This window comes from Micromonospora sp. ZG13 (assembly GCF_059359355.1).
In genome coordinates this window covers 349,896-368,277 of sequence record NZ_JCADBQ010000003.1, presented here as the reverse complement: position 1 = coordinate 368,277, position 18,382 = coordinate 349,896, and the positions used below count along the sequence as shown (strand labels likewise).

Annotated in this window: 12 protein-coding genes; 6 read left to right on the top strand and 6 right to left on the bottom strand. The window is 74.2% G+C overall.

What is annotated here, in order from left to right; translation table 11 throughout:
* Nucleotides 1-121 precede the first annotated feature (121 nt).
* Complete coding sequence (locus AC5L34_RS09195; RefSeq protein ID WP_357715556.1) at nucleotides 122-1,300, bottom strand: DNA recombination protein RmuC; 1,179 nt, start codon at nucleotides 1,298-1,300, stop codon at nucleotides 122-124.
* A 158-nt stretch (nucleotides 1,301-1,458) separates the two neighbouring features.
* On the opposite strand from AC5L34_RS09195, the gene AC5L34_RS09190 reads away from it, so the two are divergent.
* Nucleotides 1,459-2,232, top strand: coding sequence for a hypothetical protein (locus AC5L34_RS09190; protein ID WP_441174374.1), 774 nt, complete (start codon nucleotides 1,459-1,461; stop codon nucleotides 2,230-2,232).
* A 222-nt stretch (nucleotides 2,233-2,454) separates the two neighbouring features.
* On the opposite strand, the gene ppc is transcribed toward AC5L34_RS09190, so the two are convergent.
* Together ppc and AC5L34_RS09180 are read right to left on the bottom strand one after the other, a co-directional pair.
* Nucleotides 2,455-5,241: a phosphoenolpyruvate carboxylase gene (gene ppc, locus AC5L34_RS09185; protein WP_494824461.1), complete on the bottom strand. Its 2,787-nt coding sequence runs from the start codon at nucleotides 5,239-5,241 to the stop codon at nucleotides 2,455-2,457.
* 339 nt (nucleotides 5,242-5,580) lie between these two features.
* A complete protein-coding gene (locus AC5L34_RS09180; protein ID WP_494824459.1) occupies nucleotides 5,581-6,162 on the bottom strand; it encodes a hypothetical protein in 582 nt (193 codons plus the stop codon).
* Nucleotides 6,163-6,352: 190 nt separating this feature from the next.
* Between AC5L34_RS09180 and AC5L34_RS09175 the strand changes: the two genes are divergently transcribed.
* On the top strand, nucleotides 6,353-7,393 hold the full coding sequence (locus AC5L34_RS09175; protein WP_441174371.1) for a S66 family peptidase: 1,041 nt from the start codon (nucleotides 6,353-6,355) through the stop codon (nucleotides 7,391-7,393).
* A gap of 87 nt (nucleotides 7,394-7,480) precedes the next feature.
* On the opposite strand, the gene AC5L34_RS09170 is transcribed toward AC5L34_RS09175, so the two are convergent.
* From AC5L34_RS09170 to AC5L34_RS09160, 3 genes are all read right to left on the bottom strand, one after another.
* Nucleotides 7,481-8,404 (bottom strand): cyclase family protein, encoded by a 924-nt coding sequence (locus AC5L34_RS09170; RefSeq protein ID WP_441174370.1) that lies wholly within the window; start codon nucleotides 8,402-8,404, stop codon nucleotides 7,481-7,483.
* A 449-nt stretch (nucleotides 8,405-8,853) separates the two neighbouring features.
* Nucleotides 8,854-9,744 carry a helix-turn-helix domain-containing protein gene (locus tag AC5L34_RS09165; protein ID WP_494824457.1) on the bottom strand — a complete coding sequence of 297 codons (891 nt, stop codon included), beginning with the start codon at nucleotides 9,742-9,744 and terminating at the stop codon, nucleotides 8,854-8,856.
* A gap of 275 nt (nucleotides 9,745-10,019) precedes the next feature.
* Nucleotides 10,020-10,913, bottom strand: a complete 894-nt coding sequence (locus AC5L34_RS09160; RefSeq protein ID WP_494824455.1) for a helix-turn-helix domain-containing protein — start codon at nucleotides 10,911-10,913, stop codon at nucleotides 10,020-10,022.
* Nucleotides 10,914-11,066: 153 nt separating this feature from the next.
* Between AC5L34_RS09160 and mfd the strand changes: the two genes are divergently transcribed.
* From mfd to AC5L34_RS09140, 4 genes are all read left to right on the top strand, one after another.
* Nucleotides 11,067-14,708, top strand: a complete 3,642-nt coding sequence (mfd, locus tag AC5L34_RS09155; RefSeq protein ID WP_441174367.1) for a transcription-repair coupling factor — start codon at nucleotides 11,067-11,069, stop codon at nucleotides 14,706-14,708.
* Nucleotides 14,709-14,845: 137 nt separating this feature from the next.
* Complete coding sequence (locus AC5L34_RS09150) at nucleotides 14,846-15,616, top strand: hypothetical protein (protein ID WP_441174366.1); 771 nt, start codon at nucleotides 14,846-14,848, stop codon at nucleotides 15,614-15,616.
* A gap of 2 nt (nucleotides 15,617-15,618) precedes the next feature.
* Nucleotides 15,619-16,590: a nucleoside triphosphate pyrophosphohydrolase gene (locus AC5L34_RS09145; protein ID WP_494824453.1), complete on the top strand. Its 972-nt coding sequence runs from the start codon at nucleotides 15,619-15,621 to the stop codon at nucleotides 16,588-16,590.
* A gap of 22 nt (nucleotides 16,591-16,612) precedes the next feature.
* Nucleotides 16,613-18,232: a DUF885 domain-containing protein gene (locus AC5L34_RS09140; protein WP_494824452.1), complete on the top strand. Its 1,620-nt coding sequence runs from the start codon at nucleotides 16,613-16,615 to the stop codon at nucleotides 18,230-18,232.
* Nucleotides 18,233-18,382 lie beyond the last annotated feature (150 nt).

Here is an 18,382-nt window from a genome sequence, read left to right as displayed (position 1 = left end):
CACGCGTGACCGAATCCTTCGCGCTGCCGCTGGTCAATGTCACTACCGTGGAGTTCGTTGTGACCACTTCGTGACATGGGCGGCCGTCCATTGTCACATCGGCGATGATAGGTATCGGCCGTCAGTCCAGTGTCGACCGACCGGTCGGCGCCCCGGCCTCGGCGTTTCCGAGCAGCTCCGGGGCCTGCGGCTGACGGGGCGCCAGCTCGACCTGCGCCGGCGCGGCCAGCTCCTGGTCGGAGACCCCCAGCTCGGCGAGCTTGCGGGCGCTGACCAGCACGCGCGCCTCCAACGACCCGACGGCCCGGTTGTACGCGGTCACCGCGCCGCCGAGCGACGCGCCGAGCTTGCCGACGTGCTCACCCAGCGTCGACAGTCGCCCGTACAGCTCGCGGGCCAGGGAGTGCACCGCCACCGCGTTGCGCGCCAGTGCCTCCTGCCGCCACGAGTAGGCGACCGTGCGCAGCAGCGCGACCAGGGTGGCCGGGGTCGCCAGCACCACGTTGCGGGCGAACGCGTGCTCCAGCAGCGTCGGGTCGCGCTGCAACGCGACGTCGAGGAACGGGTCGGCCGGCACGAAGAGCACCACGAACTCCGGCGTGCTGTCGAACGCGGCCCAGTAGGTCTTGGCGGCCAGCGCGTCCACGTGGGCGCGCAGGTGCTTCGCGTGCGCGTCGAGATGGGTGTCGCGACCCCGCTCGTCGCGGGCCTCCATCGCCGTCAGGTAGGCGTCGAACGGCGCCTTGGCGTCCACCACCACGGACCGGCCGCCGTGCAGCCGCACCACGAGGTCGGGACGGACCCCCTGGTGGTCGGTGGCGGCGGTGACCTGCTCGGAGAAGTCGCAGTGCTCCAGCATGCCGGCCGCCTCGACGATCCGGCGCAACTGGTGCTCGCCCCAGCGGCCCCGCACCTGGGGTGCCCGCAGGGCCGCCACCAGCTGCTTCGTCTCGGTACGCAGCTCGCCCGAGACCGTGCTCATCGCGCGGACCTGTTCGCGCAGTTCTGCGTACGCGTCGACCCGGTCGTGCTCCAACTCGGCGACGCGCTGCTCGTAGCGGCGCAACGTGTCGTGCAGCGGGGCGACGGCGCGGGCCACCGCCTCCTGGGACTGCGCGGTGGCCTCGTAGCTCAGCGCCCGCATGGACTGTTCCAGCCGCCCCTCGCCCTCCCGGGTGGCCCGCAGCGTGGCGTCCAGCCGGGCGATTTCGGTCGCCGAGCGGGTCCGGGCGGCGTACCAGCCCACCGCACCCCCGGCGGCGAGGCAGACGATCACCACGGCCAGCGTCGAGAAGTCCACCCCCGGAGCTTGCCAGACCGGCGCGCCGCGCGCCGCCGTGCCGCTCCCGCGCGGACAGTGCCGCTCGCCGGTGACCGGCACGGTCGCCGCCCGCCGGCCCCGCTGCGCGGTGCCGATCCCAGGCGTGGCACTGGCCTGGCCTGGGTAACGTCGCTGCCATGAGATATCTGCCCCTGCTCATCCTCGTGGTGCTGCTGGTGGGCGCGTTCCTGTGGTGGCGCCGGGAGAGCGCCGCGCGGGAGGCGCGGCGCCTCGCCGACGTACGGGCCGACGCCCAGCGGTGGTACGAGCGGCTCGGCGGCCAGGTGATGAACCTGCACGGCGACCACCCGGCCGTACGCCAGGCGCTCGTCGACGCGGGGGAGCGCTACAACGCGGCCGGCAGCCAGCTCGAGCAGGCCCGCAGCGTCGAGCAGTTCCGCCTGGCCCGGGAGACCGCGCTGGAGGGACTGACGTACGCGCGGGCGGCCCGGGTGGCGCTCGGCATCGACCCCGGTCCCGAGCTGCCCCCGCTGGCCGCCGCACAGGGTGCCGGGCGGCTCACCCGGGATCGTCAGGTCGACGTGCAGGGGCAGACCTTCAAGGCCGGGCCGCAGCCCGGCCGCGACACCCCCTACTACTACCCCGGCGGGCGCTACCAGGGCCGGCCGGTGCCGGCGGGCTGGTACTCCACCCCGTGGTGGAAGACCGCGCTGGGCGCCGGCGCGGGCGTCCTCGGCGGTGTCCTGATCGCCGACGCGCTCTTCTCGCCCGGCTTCGCCGATCCCGGGTACGGCTACGAGGCCGGCTACCAGGAGGGCTTCGGCGACGCCACCGGCTTCGGCGAGCAGGGCGGCGAGGTCGGCGGCGACTTCGGCGGTGGCGGTGACTTCGGTGGGGGCTTCGGCGGCGGCGACTTCGGGGGTGGCGACTTCGGCGGCGGCGACTGGTAGCACCAGCGACAGCGGCGACCGGTCGCACCAGCGATGGTCGGACCGACGGCGACCGGTCCCGACCGGCCGGACCGACGGCGACCGGCCGCGACCGGCGGTGACCGGTGGGGCCGGCGGTGATCGGTGGGGCCGGCGGCGACGGTGTCGGGCAGGCTCGTCGGTGGCGGGTCGGCCGGGACACCCTCCGGCGCGCAAGGCGCGGGAAGGTGCCCCGGCCGCCGCTCAGCCCGTGTTGCGCATGCCGGCGGCGATGCCGTTCACGGTGGTCAGGAGCGCGCGCTCCAGCGCCGTACCGTCGCTCGGTGCCCGCCGGCCGCCCGGCGCGGTGGCCACCGCCCGGCCCGCCGCCCCGGACTCCCGGTACTGGCGCAGCAGGGCCACCTGGAGGTGGTGCAGCGGCTCCAGGTAGGTGTCGCGGACGGCCAGGGTGCGCTGGAGCACCGGGGAGTTCTCCAGCAGGGCCGGCGAGGAGGTCACCGCCAGCACCTCCCGCTTGGTCAGCTCGTACTCCTGCTCGATCTTGTGGAAGATCGGGTGCAGCTTCTTCGGCACCAGCGTCTCGACGTAGCGGCGGGCGATGCTCAGGTCGGTCTTGGTGAGCATCATCTCGACGTTCGACAGGAACGTGCGGAAGAAGTGCCAGTTGCGGTGCATCTCGGCCAGCACGTCCTCCAGGCCGGCCTCCCGGGCCGCGGCCAGGCCCGAGCCGACCCCGAACCAGCCGGGCACGATCTGCCGGGTCTGGGTCCAGCCGAACACCCACGGGATGGCGCGCAGCCCGGCGAGCCCGGCGCCCGTGTTGGGCCGCTTCGCCGGGCGGGAGCCGATGTTCAGCGCGCCGAGCAGCTCCGTGGGCGTCGACGCCCAGAAGTACGCCGGCAGGTCCGGGTCCTCGACCAGCGACCGGTACGACCGGAAGGCCGAGTCGGAGACCAGCTCCATGGTGGCGTCCCAGCGCTCCAGCATCTCGGCGGGCTGCCGGGGCGCGGTGTGCAGCAGGGTGGCCTGGAGCACCGCGGCCAGGGTCAGCTCCAGGTTCTCCCGGGCCAGCGACGGCAGGGAGTACTTGTCGGAGATGACCTCGCCCTGCTCGGTGACCTTGATCGCGCCGTCCAGGGTGCCGTACGGCTGGGCCAGGATCGCCTCGTGCGTCGGCCCACCGCCGCGACCCACGGTGCCGCCGCGACCGTGGAACAGCCGCAGGTGCACGCCGTGCCGGGCGGCCACGTCGCGCAGCGCGCGCTGGGCCCGGTGGATCGACCACTGGCTGGTGGTGATGCCGGCCTCCTTGTTGGAGTCGGAGTAGCCCAGCATCACCTCCTGCACGTCGCCGCGCGCCGCGACCAGCGCCCGGTACGCCGGCAGCGAGAGCAGCTCGTCGAGCAGTTCGCCGCCCGTGTTCAGTTCGGCGGGGGTCTCCAGCAGCGGTACGAAGCCGATGCGGGACCGGCCGCTGTGCACGTCGACCAGGCCCGCCTCGCGCGCCAGCACCACGGCGGCGAGCACGTCGTCCACGCCGAGCGTCATCGAGACGATGTACGACTCGATGACCTCGCCGCCGAACCGGTCCTGCGCCTCGCGGATGGTGCCGAACACGTCGAACGTCTTGCGGGTCGCCTCGGTCAGCGGGGTGTCCACCGTGGAGAGCGGCCGGCGACCGGTCAGCTCGTCGGCGAGCAGCTTCGTGCGTTCCTGCCGGCTCAGCGACGGGTAGTCGGAGACCTCGCCGACGGCCGCGTAGAGCTGGGCGAGCACCGCGTGGTGCGCCTCGGCGTGCTCCCGGACGTCCATGGTCGCCAGGTGCAGCCCGAACGCGGAGACCGTACGGATAGTGGAGGCGAGCCGGCCCACGGCGGTGAGCTGCCCGGCGTTGCGGGCCAGCGAGGCGCGCAGCAGTTCCAGGTCGGCCACCAGCTCGGCGGAGCCGCGGTAGTCCCGCCCGGGCACGTGCGCGGTGCCCTGGCGCAGCCGCTGCCGGGTGTTGGCCAGCTTCGCCTTCACGCAGCGGGCCTTGAGCCGGTAGGGCTCCTCGGCGTTGACCCGGCGGAACCGGGCCGCCACCTCGGGCAACGCGTCCAGGTCGGCGGCGAGGCTGGCGGAGAGGTCGAGCGACACCCCGCGCAGCCGCCGGGACACCGACACCTCGTCGATCAGGTGGTCCATCGCCTTCTCGGTGGCCGCGATGCCGTGCTCGTGCTGGATCGTCAGCACCTCGCGGGTCACCGCCGGGGTGACGAACGGGTTGCCGTCGCGGTCGCCGCCGATCCAGGTGCCGAAGGACAGCGGCCGGGCCGTGGGGGAGGTCTCCACGCCGAGGGCGCGCAGCGTGTCGGCGAGGTCGTCGAGGACCTGCGGGGCGGCCTCGGCGTACAGGTCGCGCAGGTAGTAGATGGCGTTGCGGGCCTCGTCGGTCGGGTCCGGCCGGTCGAGCCGCAGCTCGTCGGTCTGCCACATCAGGTCGAGCAGTTCGGCGAGGCGGCGGTTGGCCGGGCCCTCGTCGCTGGCGCCGTAGAGGATCGCGTTGGCGGTCTCGGTGTCCAGCTCGTCGGCGATGGCGCGCAGCTTGGACAGGATGGACCGGCGCGCCGCCTCGGTCGGGTGGGCGGTGAAGACGGGCCGTACCGCCAGCCGCCGCGCCGCCGCGGCGATCTCCTCGGCGGGCACGCCGCGCTCGGCGATCATCTTGGCCGCCTGGTCCAGCCACCCGCCCTGCACCGCCCGGCGGCGCCGCAGCTCCCGGGCCCGGTGCACCTGCTCGGTGATGTTGGCCAGGTGGAAGTAGGTGGAGAAGGCGCGGGCCAGCTTGGTGCCGGTGGTGACGTCCAGGCCGGCGAGGCGCTGCGCGGCGGCGGGGGCGTCGGAACGCACCTGGGCGCGGATCTCCTCGACGAGGTCGAGCAGCGGCCGGCCCTCCTGGCGGGCGAGGGTCTGCCCGAGCAGGGTGCCGAGACGGCGGATGTCGGCCCGCAGGGCGGCGTCGGGGCCGTCGTGGTCGTGCTGGTCGGTCACGATGCGCTCCTTACGCGAGTACGAAGGACAGCGCTGTCCGACTCCCTGGATCGTATCCGCGTCCCCCGCCGGGAAGGAGGGGGACCCGGGCAATCGCCCGCGGTACGGCAGGTGGCCCTTCCTCGCGTCTCAGCCGGCGCCGGGCGCGTCTTCGCTGGTGGGGACAGGTGCGGCGCGTCGGCCGGCGCGGCGGCGGCCTGGAACGGGGTGGCGCTGAGCACACCCGCCACGCCCAGCGACGTCCAGATGGTGAGCCGGCGATCGGCCAGCCGGTCGACCGGCGGTCGAAGTAGCCGGCAGACTTGAACAGGTCGGTGGCCCGGCCGGGGCCGCCGTCGATCAGACGAGCTGGCAGCGACCCGCGCTGTAGTGGGCGACCGCCGCCATGATCTCCGCCTCGGGCCGGTCGGCGAAGTTGAGCGTGGCGACCAGCCCGGAGCCGTAGAAGACGTTCAGCGCCGCGCCGTCCAGCGCCGTGAACGCCCCGAGGTTCTGGAGCACCCGTGCGTCGCGCGGCGTGACCACCAGCATCTTCTCCAGGCTCCACCGTCGGCGGGAGATCTGCGCGACGCCCTCCCAGGGCAGCCAGATCGCCTGGCCCCGGGTCGGTCGGGTGCGGATCCAGAGCCCGGCCGGGCCGAGCGCCAGCACCGGGCCGCCGGAGCCGATCAGCCAGAGCTGGATCCCCAGTGGCAGGGCGATCAGGGCCAGCAGACACCCCACCACGGCGAGGAGGCCGACGACGGACTGGGAGCGCGACTGCGGATCGGTCGAGTTCACCACGCCGAGGCCGGCGCAGCAGGCGATCGGGAGGATGAGGACCAGCGCCACCCCCATCATCAGCAGGCCGCGCTTCGCGACGTTGGGGCGTACCACGAAGGGCTGGTCCTCCGGGATGCGCCGGGTCACCGGCGGCGGCACGGGGCCTGCCCACCCTCCGCCGGGCGGCGGGCCGCCGTGGAAGGGCTGCGACGGGTGTCCGGCGGGGGTGGTCACGAGGGCTCCAGTTTCTCGATCAAGTTGGGGGAGCCTCAGCCTAGGGGCCGTCTGCCAGCGCGGCGGCGGGCCGGCGACCGGAAAAACCGGTTCCGCCGGTCGGTAGCGTCCGGTCATGACGTCGCCGAACTATCCCCCCAAGCCCCGCCCCGGAGACCGGGTCGCGGTCGTCTCGCCCTCCGCCGGCCTGCCGGCCCTCTTCCCCCACGTGTACGAGCTGGGGCTGCGCCGGTTGCGCGAGGAGTTCGGCCTGGAACCGGTGGAGTATCCGACGACCCGGGTGTTCGGCGCCGACCCCCGCGACCGGGCCCGGGACCTGACCGCCGCCTTCGCCGACCCGACGATCACCGCCGTGCTCGCCACGGTGGGCGGGGACGACCTGATCACGGTCACCCCGCACCTGGACGACGCCGTGCTGCGGGCCAACCCGAAGCCGTACTTCGGCTACTCCGACAACACCAACGTCCTCAACCACCTGTACCGGCTCGGCATCGTGTCCTACCACGGCGGATCGGTGCTGGTGCACCTCGGGCGGCCGGGCAGCCCGCACCCGCTGACCTTCGACTCGCTGCGCGCGGCCCTGTTCACCTCCGGCTGGTACGACCTCACCCCCGCGCCGCAGTGGGGCGACCGGCCCAACGACTGGCACGACCCGGCGGCGCTGGCCGACGAGCCGGAGATGCTGCCGGGCGAGGGCTGGCGCTGGCAGGGGCCGGCGACGGTGGTCCAGGGGCGCACCTGGGGCGGCAACCTGGAGATCCTGCACTGGCTGCTGGCCGCCGACCGGGTACCCGCCGCCGGGGAACTGGCCGGGTCGGTGCTGATGGTCGAGACTTCCGAGGAACTGCCCCCGGCCACCGAGGTGTTCCGGATCCTGCGCAACATGGGGGAGCGCGGGCTGCTCGCCGGCTTCCCGGCGGTCCTCGTCGGCCGGGCGAAGGCGTGGGACTTCGAACGACCGCACAGCCCCGACGAGCGGCGCGCCTGGGCCGACGCGCAGCGGGAGGCGGTCACCCGGGCGCTCGCCACGTACGCGCCGGACGCCGTGGTGGTCTTCGACGTCGACCTCGGCCACACCGACCCGCAGCTGATCGTCCCGTACGGCGGCGAGATCCGCGTAGACGCCGTCGAGCGCCGCATCACAGCCCACTACTGACCCCCCACCCGCCGCAGGGTAGGCGCTCCCGGTGATCAGGACGTCGTGGACGTTTCGGGGCTGGTTCAGGGTCCGTGGTGCGGCGGGTCAGGTGGGGTCGAGGACGGCGAACGCCCGTACCGGGAAGGTGCCCATGCCGGCCACCATCGGCGGGGCGGCCGTGAACCGGAAGCCGGTCGGGGGCAGCGCGTCGAGGCCGGTCAGGTGCTCCACGACCGGTACGCCGGCGGCCAGCAGGGCGCTGTGCGCGGGGCGCTCGCCGGCTGCCGCCGGGCTCATGTCGTCGATGTTGATCGAGTCGATGCCGACCAGGGCGGCGCCCGCGTCGACCAGGGCCCGGGCGCCGTCCCCCGTGAGGTACGGCGCCTCCGGCGCGCCGTACCGGTCGGTGCCGAAGTGCGCCGACCAACCGGTGTGCAGCAGCACCGCGTGCCCGGCGACCTCGTACGGCGCCAGCAGCAGCCGGTCCACCGCACGGGTGCCCGCAGGCACCCGGACCACGACGCCGGGCAGGTCGGCGAGGCGCTCCAGCCCGGTGGCGGCGAGGTCGGCGCCGTCGGCGAAGCGGTGGGCGGGCGTGTCGACGTACGTGCCGGTGTTGGCGATCATGTCGATGCGCCCCACCTGGAACTCGGTGCCGGGGGCGTAGTTGGCCCGGGACGCCTCCCGGGTCAGCCACTCGGTGATCCGGGGCGCCGGCCACCCCGGCAGGGTGGTCATGCCGTCGGTGACCACGTGGCTCAGCTCGACCAGCCGCCGGGAGTTGCCCTCCGGGCCGGGCCGGGCAGCCACGCCCCGGCCGCCCTTGTGCGGTTCCTCGATCATCGTCCGGCCGGTGATCCGTACCTCGGCCACCATGAGCAGCCCGAGGTGCCGGACGAACAGCGCCGCCAGTTCGTCGTCGGTGGTGTCGGGGCCGGGGACGTCCAGTCGGAACCCGTCCGTCCGCAGCCCGCCGCCGTTGGCGAAGGTGACCTCCGCGTCGAACTGTGCCCGCCACTGGTTGTCCATCAGCGCAGCCGATCACGGCCGGTCGCCCTCGTCAAGATCCTTCCTGGCTGGCCGGCCGGCTCGGGCAGGGTCGTCGCGGCCCCCGGGCCCGGCCGCCGGCACGTTTAGTGATCAACCGGCGAGCCACAGCATCGCGCGCCCGCCGGAGTGCCGTACGGGGGGTGTACGACACCGCCGGCGGGCGGCGACGGCAGTTCGCTGCCGCCGAGGTCGCAGCCGGGTGGAGCTGCGGGCCTCCCCGAAAAGGTCCGCGCACCCCGACCGCCGCTGCGGCGGCTCGATCCCGGCTGACGGATTCCATGGTCGTCCGTCGGGCGGTCGCGGGTCTTGAACATCGATGCTCGGTTCGTCGCCCACTCGGCCTCGGCCCCGACCGGCCCGCGATCCCGCCGCCCTGTGGCTCCGACGCCAGCAGCCGGGACCCGGCGCGGAGGGCGGCGGCGGGTCGGTCAGTCGTGGGTGAGCAGGCGGCGCAGGCGGGCCGGCGGGTGGCCGACGTGCTCCCGGAGCACACGGGTGAGGTGCGCCTGGTCGGCGAAGCCGTGCTCCGCCGCCACGGCGCGTAGCGGTCGGTCGTCCGCCTCCGCGAGGGTGTCGAGCACCGCGCGGACCCGTAGCCGGTTGCGGTACGCGGTGAGGCTGCTGCCGGTGACCCGCTGGAACACCCGGCTCAGGTGGTGTGGTGAGGCGCCCACTTCCCGCGCCACCTGGTCGAGCGTGAGAGAGAAGTCGCGGACCATGAGCACCTCCCGGGCCCGGTCGGCGAGGCGACGGTGGGCGGCCGCGGTGGCGGGGCGCCGGTTGACGACGCGCCCCAGGTCCGCCCCCGGTGGCTCGGCCCGGCCGTTGACGAAGTCGAGCACCCTGCCGAGGAAGCCGTGCAGTCGCTCCGCCATCTCGAACAGGTCCAGCCCTCGCCGGAACTCCGTGACGAGCATCCGGTGTGCCAGGTCGAGCGCCGTGTCCGAGGTGCCGTCCCAGCCGGCGGTCGCCAACCAGCGCGCCCCGCCCCGGTGTTCGGCGAGGACCGCCGGCTCGATCTCCAGGCGGGTGAACGTGTCGCAGCCCAGCGGGTGGGACACCTGCATCTCGTCGCCTGGCCGGGTGAGTAGCAGCGAGGTGGCGTCCGAGAACGTCGTACGACCGTTGATGCGCCGCCGGTAGGCGCCCGACCAGCCAAGGTTCACCTCGTGACGCAGCAGGACCGTCGGTGCCGTCCAGCCGCGCTTTTCGACGCCGCAGCGCACCTCGGAGAGCGAGATCCCCGCCGGGTGACCCAGCACCCGCCAGCGGCAGGGCGTGGTCGTTCGGCGTGGGTCGCTGCCGACTCCCTCAGTCATCCGTCCTCCCCCTCGGCTGACCGTCGCGGACCATCGAAGAAGCGTACGCGGGGGTGGCTCGCACGTCCGGAGAAATAGTGTCAAGCGGTGGCCCCCGTCCAACTGGACGAGGGGGTGATCGTCGTGTCGTCCCGCTGGAAGTGATCCCATGCTCACCGGTCTGTTCTCCGCCGCTCTGGCCGATCCGGGGCTGGCCCGGGCGGCGGTCCCGCGACCCGGTGCCCCGGCGCGCCGGGGCGGGCGGGGAGAGGCGCGGAGGGCGGCGGGCGGGTCGGTCAGTGGTGGGTGAGCAGGCGGCGCAGGCGGGCCGGTGGATGACCGACGTGGTCCCGGACCACGCGGGTGAGGTGCGCCTGGTCGGCGAAGCCGTGCTCGGCCGCCACGGCGCGCAGCGGCCGTCCGTCCGCCTCCGCGAGGGTGTCCAGCACCGCGCGGACCCGCAGCCGGTTGCGGTACGCGGTGAGGCTGCTGCCGGTGACCCGGTGGAACACCCGGCTCAAGTGGTGCGGGGAGGCGCCCACCTCCCGGGCCACCTCGTCGAGGCCGAGCGAGAAGGCGCCGGCGGCGAGCACCTCGCGGGCCCGGTCGGCCAGGCGGCGGTGGGCGACCTGGGTGGCGGGCCGCCGGCCGATGGCGCGTGCCAGATCGGCCCCCGGTGGCTCGGCCCGGGCGTCGGTGAGGTTGAGCACCCCGTCGAGGAAGCGGTGCAGCCGCTCCGACATCTCGAACCGGTCGATTCCACGCCGGAACTCCGCGATGAGCATCCGGTGTGCCAGGTCGAGCGCCGCGTCGGAGGTGCCCTCCCAGCCGGCGGTCTCCAACCAGCGGGTCCCGTCCGGGCGTTCGGCCAGCACCGCCGGGTCGACCTGCACGCAGGTGTACGAGTCGCCGCAGCCCAGCGGGTGGGACACGGACATCACGTCGCCCGGCCGGGTGAGCAGCACCGAGGTGGCGTCCGAGAACGTCGTACGACCGTTGAGCCGCCGCCGGTACGCCCCCGACCGTCCGAGGATGAGGTTGTAGAACCTCTCGACGGCGGGTTCGGTCCAGCCGTGGCTCTCGACGATGCAGCGCACCTCGTAGATCAGGATCCCCTCCGGATGCCCCAGCACCCGCCACCGGCCGGGCGTGGTCTTCCGGCGCGGGTCGCTGCCGACTCCCTCAGGCATCCGTCCTCCCCCTCGGGTGGCCCTGCGCGGATTGTCGAGGATCCAACCTACGCGGGGGTGGTTCGTCCGACCGGAGAGATAGTGTCGACCGGTGGACCCCCCGCCCGGCCGGGCGAGGGGTGATCGTCGTGTCCTCCCGCTGGAAGTGATCCCATGCTCACCGGTCTGTTCTCCGCCGCCCTGGCCGATCCGGGGCTGGCCCGGGCACGTGACCTGGCGCGCTCCGGTGCCGCGCAGGTCGACGGCCTCGACATCACCGCGCCCGCCGCGCTGCGTCCCTTCGCGGTCGCCGCCGTCGCGGCCGACGAGGCCGGCGGGGCGGGCGGCGCGGGTCGTCCGGTGCTCGCCGTGACCGCCACCACCCGGGAGGCCGACGACCTGGCCGCCGCGCTGGGCACCCTCCTCCCACCCGGGCAGGTGACGGTGTTCCCGTCCTGGGAGACGCTGCCGCACGAGCGCCTGTCGCCCCGCTCCGACACGGTCGGCCGGCGGCTGGCCGTGCTGCGCCGGCTGGCGCACCCCGGGGCGGCCGACGCGCACGGCCGCACCGGCCCGCTGCGGGTGGTCGTGGCACCCGTTCGGTCGCTGCTGCAACCGCAGCTCAAGGGCCTCGGCGACCTGGAGCCGGTGCAGCTCGCCGCCGGGGAGGAGGCCGACCTGGAGCAGGTCGCCCGTCGCCTGACCGACATGGCGTACGCGCGGGTCGACCTGGTCACCAAGCGGGGCGAGTTCGCCGTGCGCGGCGGCATCCTCGACATCTTCCCGCCCACCGACGAGCACCCGTCGCGGGTCGAGTTCTGGGGCGACGAGGTGGAGGAGATCCGCACCTTCGCCGTCGCCGACCAGCGCACCATCGAGCAGGTGCCGAGGCTGTGGGCGCCGCCGTGCCGGGAGCTGCTGCTCACCCCGTCGGTGCGCAAGCGGGCCGCCGCCCTCGCCGAGGAGCACCCGGAGCTGGCCGAGATCCTCGACAAGCTGGCCGAGGGCATCCCGGTGGAGGGGATGGAGTCCCTGGCCCCGGCGCTGATCGGCGCCGACTCGATGGAGCTGCTGCTGGACGCCATGCCGGCCGGCACCCACGTGCTCCTCTGCGACCCGGAGCGCATCCGCACCCGGGCGCACGACCTGGTGCGTACCTCCGACGAGTTCCTCCAGGCGAGCTGGGCCGCGGCGGCCGTCGGCGGCCAGGCCCCGGTCGACGTCGGCGCCGCCGCCTTCCGGACCCTGGCGGAGGTACGCGCCGTCGCGGCGAAGCTGCGCCAGCCCTGGTGGACGCTGTCGCCGTTCGGTCTCGTGGAGGCGGACGCCGCCCCGGCGCGACAGCCGTGGGAGGACGGGCCGGAGGCGTACGACGTCACCCCCGACGACGCGATCGCGGTGACCCTGGCCGCGCAGCCGGCCCCGCTCTACCACGGCGAGACCGCCCGGGTGGTCGACGACCTCAAGCGCTGGGCCGGCGAGGGCTGGTCGGTCGCGCTGGTCTTCGAGGGGCACGGCCCCGCCCAGCGGGCGGTCGAGGTGCTCCGCGACGCCGGCCTCGGCGCGCGGCTGACCGAGGAGATCCCCACCGCGCCCGCCCCCGGCGAGGTGCTCGTCTCCTGCGGCAGCCTGACCAGCGGCTTCGTCGACGAGGCGTCCCGGTTCGTGCTGCTCACCGGCAACGACGTCACCGGCGGGCGGGGCACCTCCACCCGCGACATGCGCAAGATGCCGAGCCGGCGGCGCAACACCATCGACCCGCTGGAGCTGAAGGCCGGCGACCACGTCGTGCACGAGCAGCACGGCATCGGCCGCTACGTCGAACTGGTGCAGCGCACCGTCAACGGCGCCTCCCGGGAATACCTGGTCATCGAGTACGCCCCGAGCAAGCGCGGCCAGCCCGGCGACCGCCTCTTCGTCCCCACCGACCAGCTCGACCAGCTCTCCCGCTACGTGGGCGGGGAGCAGCCCACCCTGCACAAGATGGGCGGCTCGGACTGGCAGAAGTCCAAGGCCCGGGCCCGCAAGGCGGTCAAGGAGATCGCCGCCCAGCTCATCCAGCTCTACGCCGCCCGCAAGGCGTCCAAGGGGCACAACTTCGGCCCCGACACCCCGTGGCAGCGGGAGCTGGAGGACGCCTTCCCGTGGCAGGAGACGCCGGACCAGCTCGCCGCCATCGAGGAGGTCAAGCGGGACATGGAGCAGACCGTCCCGATGGACCGGCTGATCTGCGGCGACGTCGGCTACGGCAAGACCGAGATCGCGGTACGGGCGGCGTTCAAGGCGGTGCAGGACGGCAAGCAGGTGGCGGTGCTGGTGCCCACCACGCTGCTGGTGCAGCAGCACTACAACACGTTCGCCGAGCGGATGAGCCAGTTCCCGGTGACCATCAAGCAGCTCTCCCGCTTCCAGACGCCGAAGGAGGCCGAGCGGACCCTGGAGATGGCCGCCGCGGGCACCGCCGACATCGTCATCGGCACCCACCGGCTGCTCCAGGCGGCCACCCGGTTCAAGTCGCTCGGCCTGGTCATCGTCGACGAGGAGCAGCGCTTCGGCGTCGAGCACAAGGAGCACCTGAAGACGATGCGCGCCTCGGTCGACGTGCTGAGCATGTCGGCCACCCCGATCCCGCGCACCCTTGAGATGGCCATCACCGGCATCCGGGAGATGTCCACCATCGCCACCCCGCCGGAGGAGCGGCACCCGGTGCTCACCTTCGTCGGCGCGTACGACGAGCGGCAGGTGGCGGCCTCCATCCACCGCGAGCTGCTTCGCGACGGGCAGGTCTTCTACCTGCACAACCGGGTCGAGTCGATCGACCGGACGGCCCGCAAGCTGCGCGAGCTGGTGCCCGAGGCGCGGGTCGCGGTGGCGCACGGCCAGATGGGCGAGGAGGCCCTGGAGAAGGTCATGGTCGGCTTCTGGGAGAAGGAGTTCGACGTGCTGGTCTGCACCACGATCGTCGAGTCCGGCATCGACATCCCGAACGCCAACACCCTGATCGTGGAGCGGGCCGACCTGCTCGGCCTGGCCCAGCTGCACCAGATCCGCGGCCGGGTCGGCCGGGGCCGGGAGCGGGCGTACGCGTACTTCCTCTACCCGCCGGAGAAGCCGCTCACCGAGCATGCCCACGAGCGGCTGGCGACCATCGCCCAGCACACCGAGCTGGGCGCCGGCATGTACGTGGCGATGAAGGACCTGGAGATCCGGGGCGCCGGCAACCTGCTCGGCGGCGAGCAGTCCGGGCACATCGAGGGCGTCGGCTTCGACCTGTACGTGCGGATGGTCGGCGAGGCGGTCTCCGCGTTCAAGGGCGAGCGCCCGGAGGAGGAGACCGAGGTCAAGGTCGACCTGCCGGTCGACGCGCACCTGCCGCACGACTACGTCGGCGTGGAGCGGCTGCGCCTGGAGATGTACCGCAAGCTCGCGGAGGCGCGCGACGCCGAGCGGCTGAGCGAGGTGGTCGCCGAGATGACGGACCGCTACGGCGAGCCGCCGGCCCCGGTGCAGAACCTGGTCGCGGTGGCCCGGTTCCGCCTGCTGGCCCGCCGCTACGGCCTCACCGACGTCTCCATGCAGGGCAAGCACATCCGGTTCGGCCCGTTGCCGCTGCCCGACTCGAAGCAACTGCGGCTCAAGCGCTACCACCCGGACTCGGTCTACAAGTCCGCGCTCGACCAGGTCAGCGTGCCCCGGCCGAACACCCGACGGGTGGGCGGCGAGCCGCTGCGCGACCAGGCCCTGCTGGAGTGGTGCGCCCAGCTGCTGAAGGACGTGCTGGGCGAGCCGGCGGTGGCGGGAGCCCCCGCCCGGTGAGCGACGGACGCCGAGCGGGTGGCGAGCGGGCGCGGTGCGGCGGGCAGACCGGCGGGCGCGGACGCCGGGGGATGGGCGGCCGGCTGACCGGTGGGCGGCGTCACGCTGGTCCGGGGCGGCATGAGAGAGTGACCGTCATGCGTGCTCGCCGTCTTGTCGCCGTCGCCAGCGTGGCGCTCGGCCTCGTCGCCCTCTCCGGTTGCCGTGCCGAGCCCGGTGTCGCCGCCTACGTCGGCGACCTGCGAATCACCGAGGATGCCGTCACCGACGTCGTGGACGACCTGCGGGCGAAGAACCCGGCGCCGACCGGGCAGCCCGAGGCGCCCGAGGGGCAGCCTCCGGCGCAGGCGCCGCAGCTGCCCGGCCGCGGTCAGGTCGTCAGCGTGCTGGTGCTGGCCGAGGTCTGCGAGCGGGTCTCGGCGGAGAAGAACTACCAGCCGCGCGGGCAGGTGGCGCCGGAGCAGCTCGCCCAGCAGTTCGGCCTCTCGCCCGACACCGGCTACGTGCGCCAGGTCGCCGAGCTCTACACCTGCCTGTCGGGCGTGCCGACCGGCGCGCCGGCCGAGCCGACCGCGCAGGACCTGGCGGACGTGGTGGCGGCGGGCCGCAAGGCGGGTGCCATCCCGGCCGACGTGACCGACGAGGCCGCCGCCGGCCAGCTCGACGGCGAGCAGCTGCGCACCGCGCTGGCCACCCGCAAGTCGCTGGCCGAGGCGGTCGCCGCGTACGACGTGACGGTCAACCCCCGCTACCGTCCGCTGGAGTTCCCGGTGCTGAGCTTCTCCGGCAACGCGCCGGCGGTGAGCGTGCCGCTGGGCGAGGCCGGCTCCGACGGGGTCACCGACGTCTCCACCCCGGACCCGCTGTCCCCCGGTGGGCCGCAGGCGGCCGGCGGGACCGACAGCTGAGCATGCCCGCCCGGATCGTCCTGCTCGTCACCTCGCCCCGGCTGCCGGCCGGTCTGCTGACCGCCGCCGCGTGGGACGCCGTACGCCGGCATCCGGTGCTGGCGGGGGCGGAGAGCGAGCTGACGACGGCGGTACGCGCGGCGGGCGCCGAGGTCACGGTGGTCGACGGCCGGGCGACGCAGGCGCTGCTGGACGCGGCGGCGGCGCACGGCGTCGCGGTGTGGCTGGCCGGCCCGGCCGGCGACGAGTCGCTGGCCCGGGAGCTGGGCCTGCGGCTGGCGCGCGAGCCCGGCCTGGCCGAGCTGGAGCTGATGTACGGCTCCTGGGACCCGCCCGGGGCCCGGCTGCTCGACGCCGTGGCGGTGATGGACCGGCTGGCCTCCCCGGGCGGCGACCCGTGGAAGCGGGCGCAGACCCACCGCAGCCTCGCCGGCTTCCTGCTGGAGGAGTGCTACGAGGCGTACGACGCGATCAGCGCGGGTGACACCGACGCGCTGCGCGAGGAGCTGGGCGACGTGCTGCTCCAGGTGGTGCTGCACGCCCGGCTCGCCGAGGAGCTGCCCGAGGCGCAGCGGTGGACCGTCGACGACGTGGCCGGTGGGCTGGTCGACAAGATGGTCCGGCGCAACCCGCACGTCTTCGCCGACGCCGAGGCCGGCACGCTGGCGGAGATCGAGGCGAGCTGGGAGCGGATCAAGCGGGCCGAGAAGGCACGTGACTCGGTGTTGGACGGGATCGCGCTGAGCCAGCCCGCGCTCGCCCTGGCCGCCAAGATCCTGGAGCGCGCCGGCCGGGTCGGCCTCGCCGTACCGCCGCCCCTCGCGGATTCCCAGGTGGACCCGGAGGCGAGGCTCGGCGCGAGCCTGCTGTCCTCGGTCGCGGCGGCTCGCGAGGCGGGTCTGGACCCGGAGGCGGCCCTGCGCCGCGCCGCCCTCGCCTACGCGGACGCGGTCCGCGCCGCCGAAAAGGCCTGAGTCGACCCGGTAGGGTCGGCGGGTGGAATCGTTTGTGCCGCTCGCGGAGCGGATCGTCGACGCGTTGCTGGAGAGCCGGCCCGGGCTGGCGACCACCACCGGTGACCACCGCTACGACGACCGGCTGCCGGACCTCTCCGCCGAAACGGTCGCGGCCGACCAGGCCATGCTCAGGGAGGCCGCGGACGCGCTCGCCGAGCTGGACCCGGACGCCCTGGACGTCGAGGAGCGCGTCGACCACGCACTGCTCACCTCGTTCGTGGACCGGGAGCTGTTCGAGTCCGGCGACATCCGCGCCCACGAGTGGGACCCGCTGCGGCACAACCCCGGGCCGCTGCTGCACGCGCTGCTCGCCCGCCCGTACGCCCCGGTCGACGTCCGGCTGAACAGCCTGGCCGGGCGGCTCGCCGCCGTACCGGACGCGCTGGCGACGGCGCGCGCGACGCTGCGCGACATGCCGCGCATCCACGCCGAGACGGCGGTCGGGCAGTTCACCGGCACGGCGGCGCTGATCCGCGACGAGGTGCCGGCGCTGCTGACGCAGGCCCCCGCCCTGTACGACCGGGTCGAGCCGGCCGCCACGGCGGCGATCGCGGCGCTGGAGGAGTTCGTCGCGTGGCTGCGTCAGGGCCTGGCCGCCGACGCCGGCCCCGGGCGGGACCCGCGGCTGGGCCGGCGCCGCTGGGAGGCGCGGCTCTGGCACACCCTCGACACGGAGCTGAGGGCCGCCGAGATCCAGCGCCGGGCCTGGGCCAACCTGGACCGGGTCGGCGAGGAGATCCGTGCGGCGGCCGTCGAGCTGGTCGGCGGCCCGGCCGACGACGAGACGGTACGCCGGGCGCTGGACCTGCTGGCCGCCGAGCACCCCGACGACGCCACGATCGTGGACCTGGCCTCGGTCAGCCTGGACGAGGCGACCGACTTCGTACGCGCCCACGACCTGGTCACCCTGGTCGACGACCCGTGCGTGATCCAGGAGATGCCGCGGTTCGCCCGGGGCGTGGCGGTCGCGTACTGCGACTCGCCCGGCCCGCTGGAGACGGCGGACGTGCCGACCTTCTACTGCATCGCACCCACTCCCGAGGAGTGGCCCGCACATCGTGTCGAGTCGTTCTACCGGGAGTACAACGACCACATGATCCGCAACCTGACGGTGCACGAGGCGATGCCGGGGCACTTCCTCCAGCTCGCCCACGCCCGCCGGCACGTGGGTCCGACGCGGGTGCGGGCGCTGACGGAGTCGGGGCCCTTCATCGAGGGCTGGGCGGTCTACACCGAGGAGCTGATGGCCGGCCTCGGCTTCGGCGGCCTGCCGGTGCGGTTGCAGCAGCTCAAGATGCAGCTGCGGATGACCATCAACGCGCTGCTGGACCAGCTCGTGCACTGCGAGGAGCTGCCGGAGGCCGAGGCGATGGCGCTGATGACCGGGCGCGGCTTCCAGGAGGAGGGGGAGGCGGCCGGCAAGTGGCGGCGCGCCCTGCTCACCTCGACGCAGCTCTCGACGTACTTCGTCGGCTACAGCGAGGTGGCCGGGATCGCCGCCGCCCGCCCGGCCGGAGTATCGGTGCGCGAGTGGCACGACGCGATGCTCGCCCACGACTGCCCGCCCCCGCGCCACCTGCGCACCCTGCTCGGCGTGTGACGGAACTCGTCGTTCGCGCTGTGGCACCGCCCCTGGGCTGAGGCAACCGCCCGCGGGCTCCCGTGGGCGGAGCATCGGTATCACGGTCGCGGTGGTTCGTTGCTCGGATTTCTCGGAGTGGACGACTGGCACACCGTCTTCACGGTTACT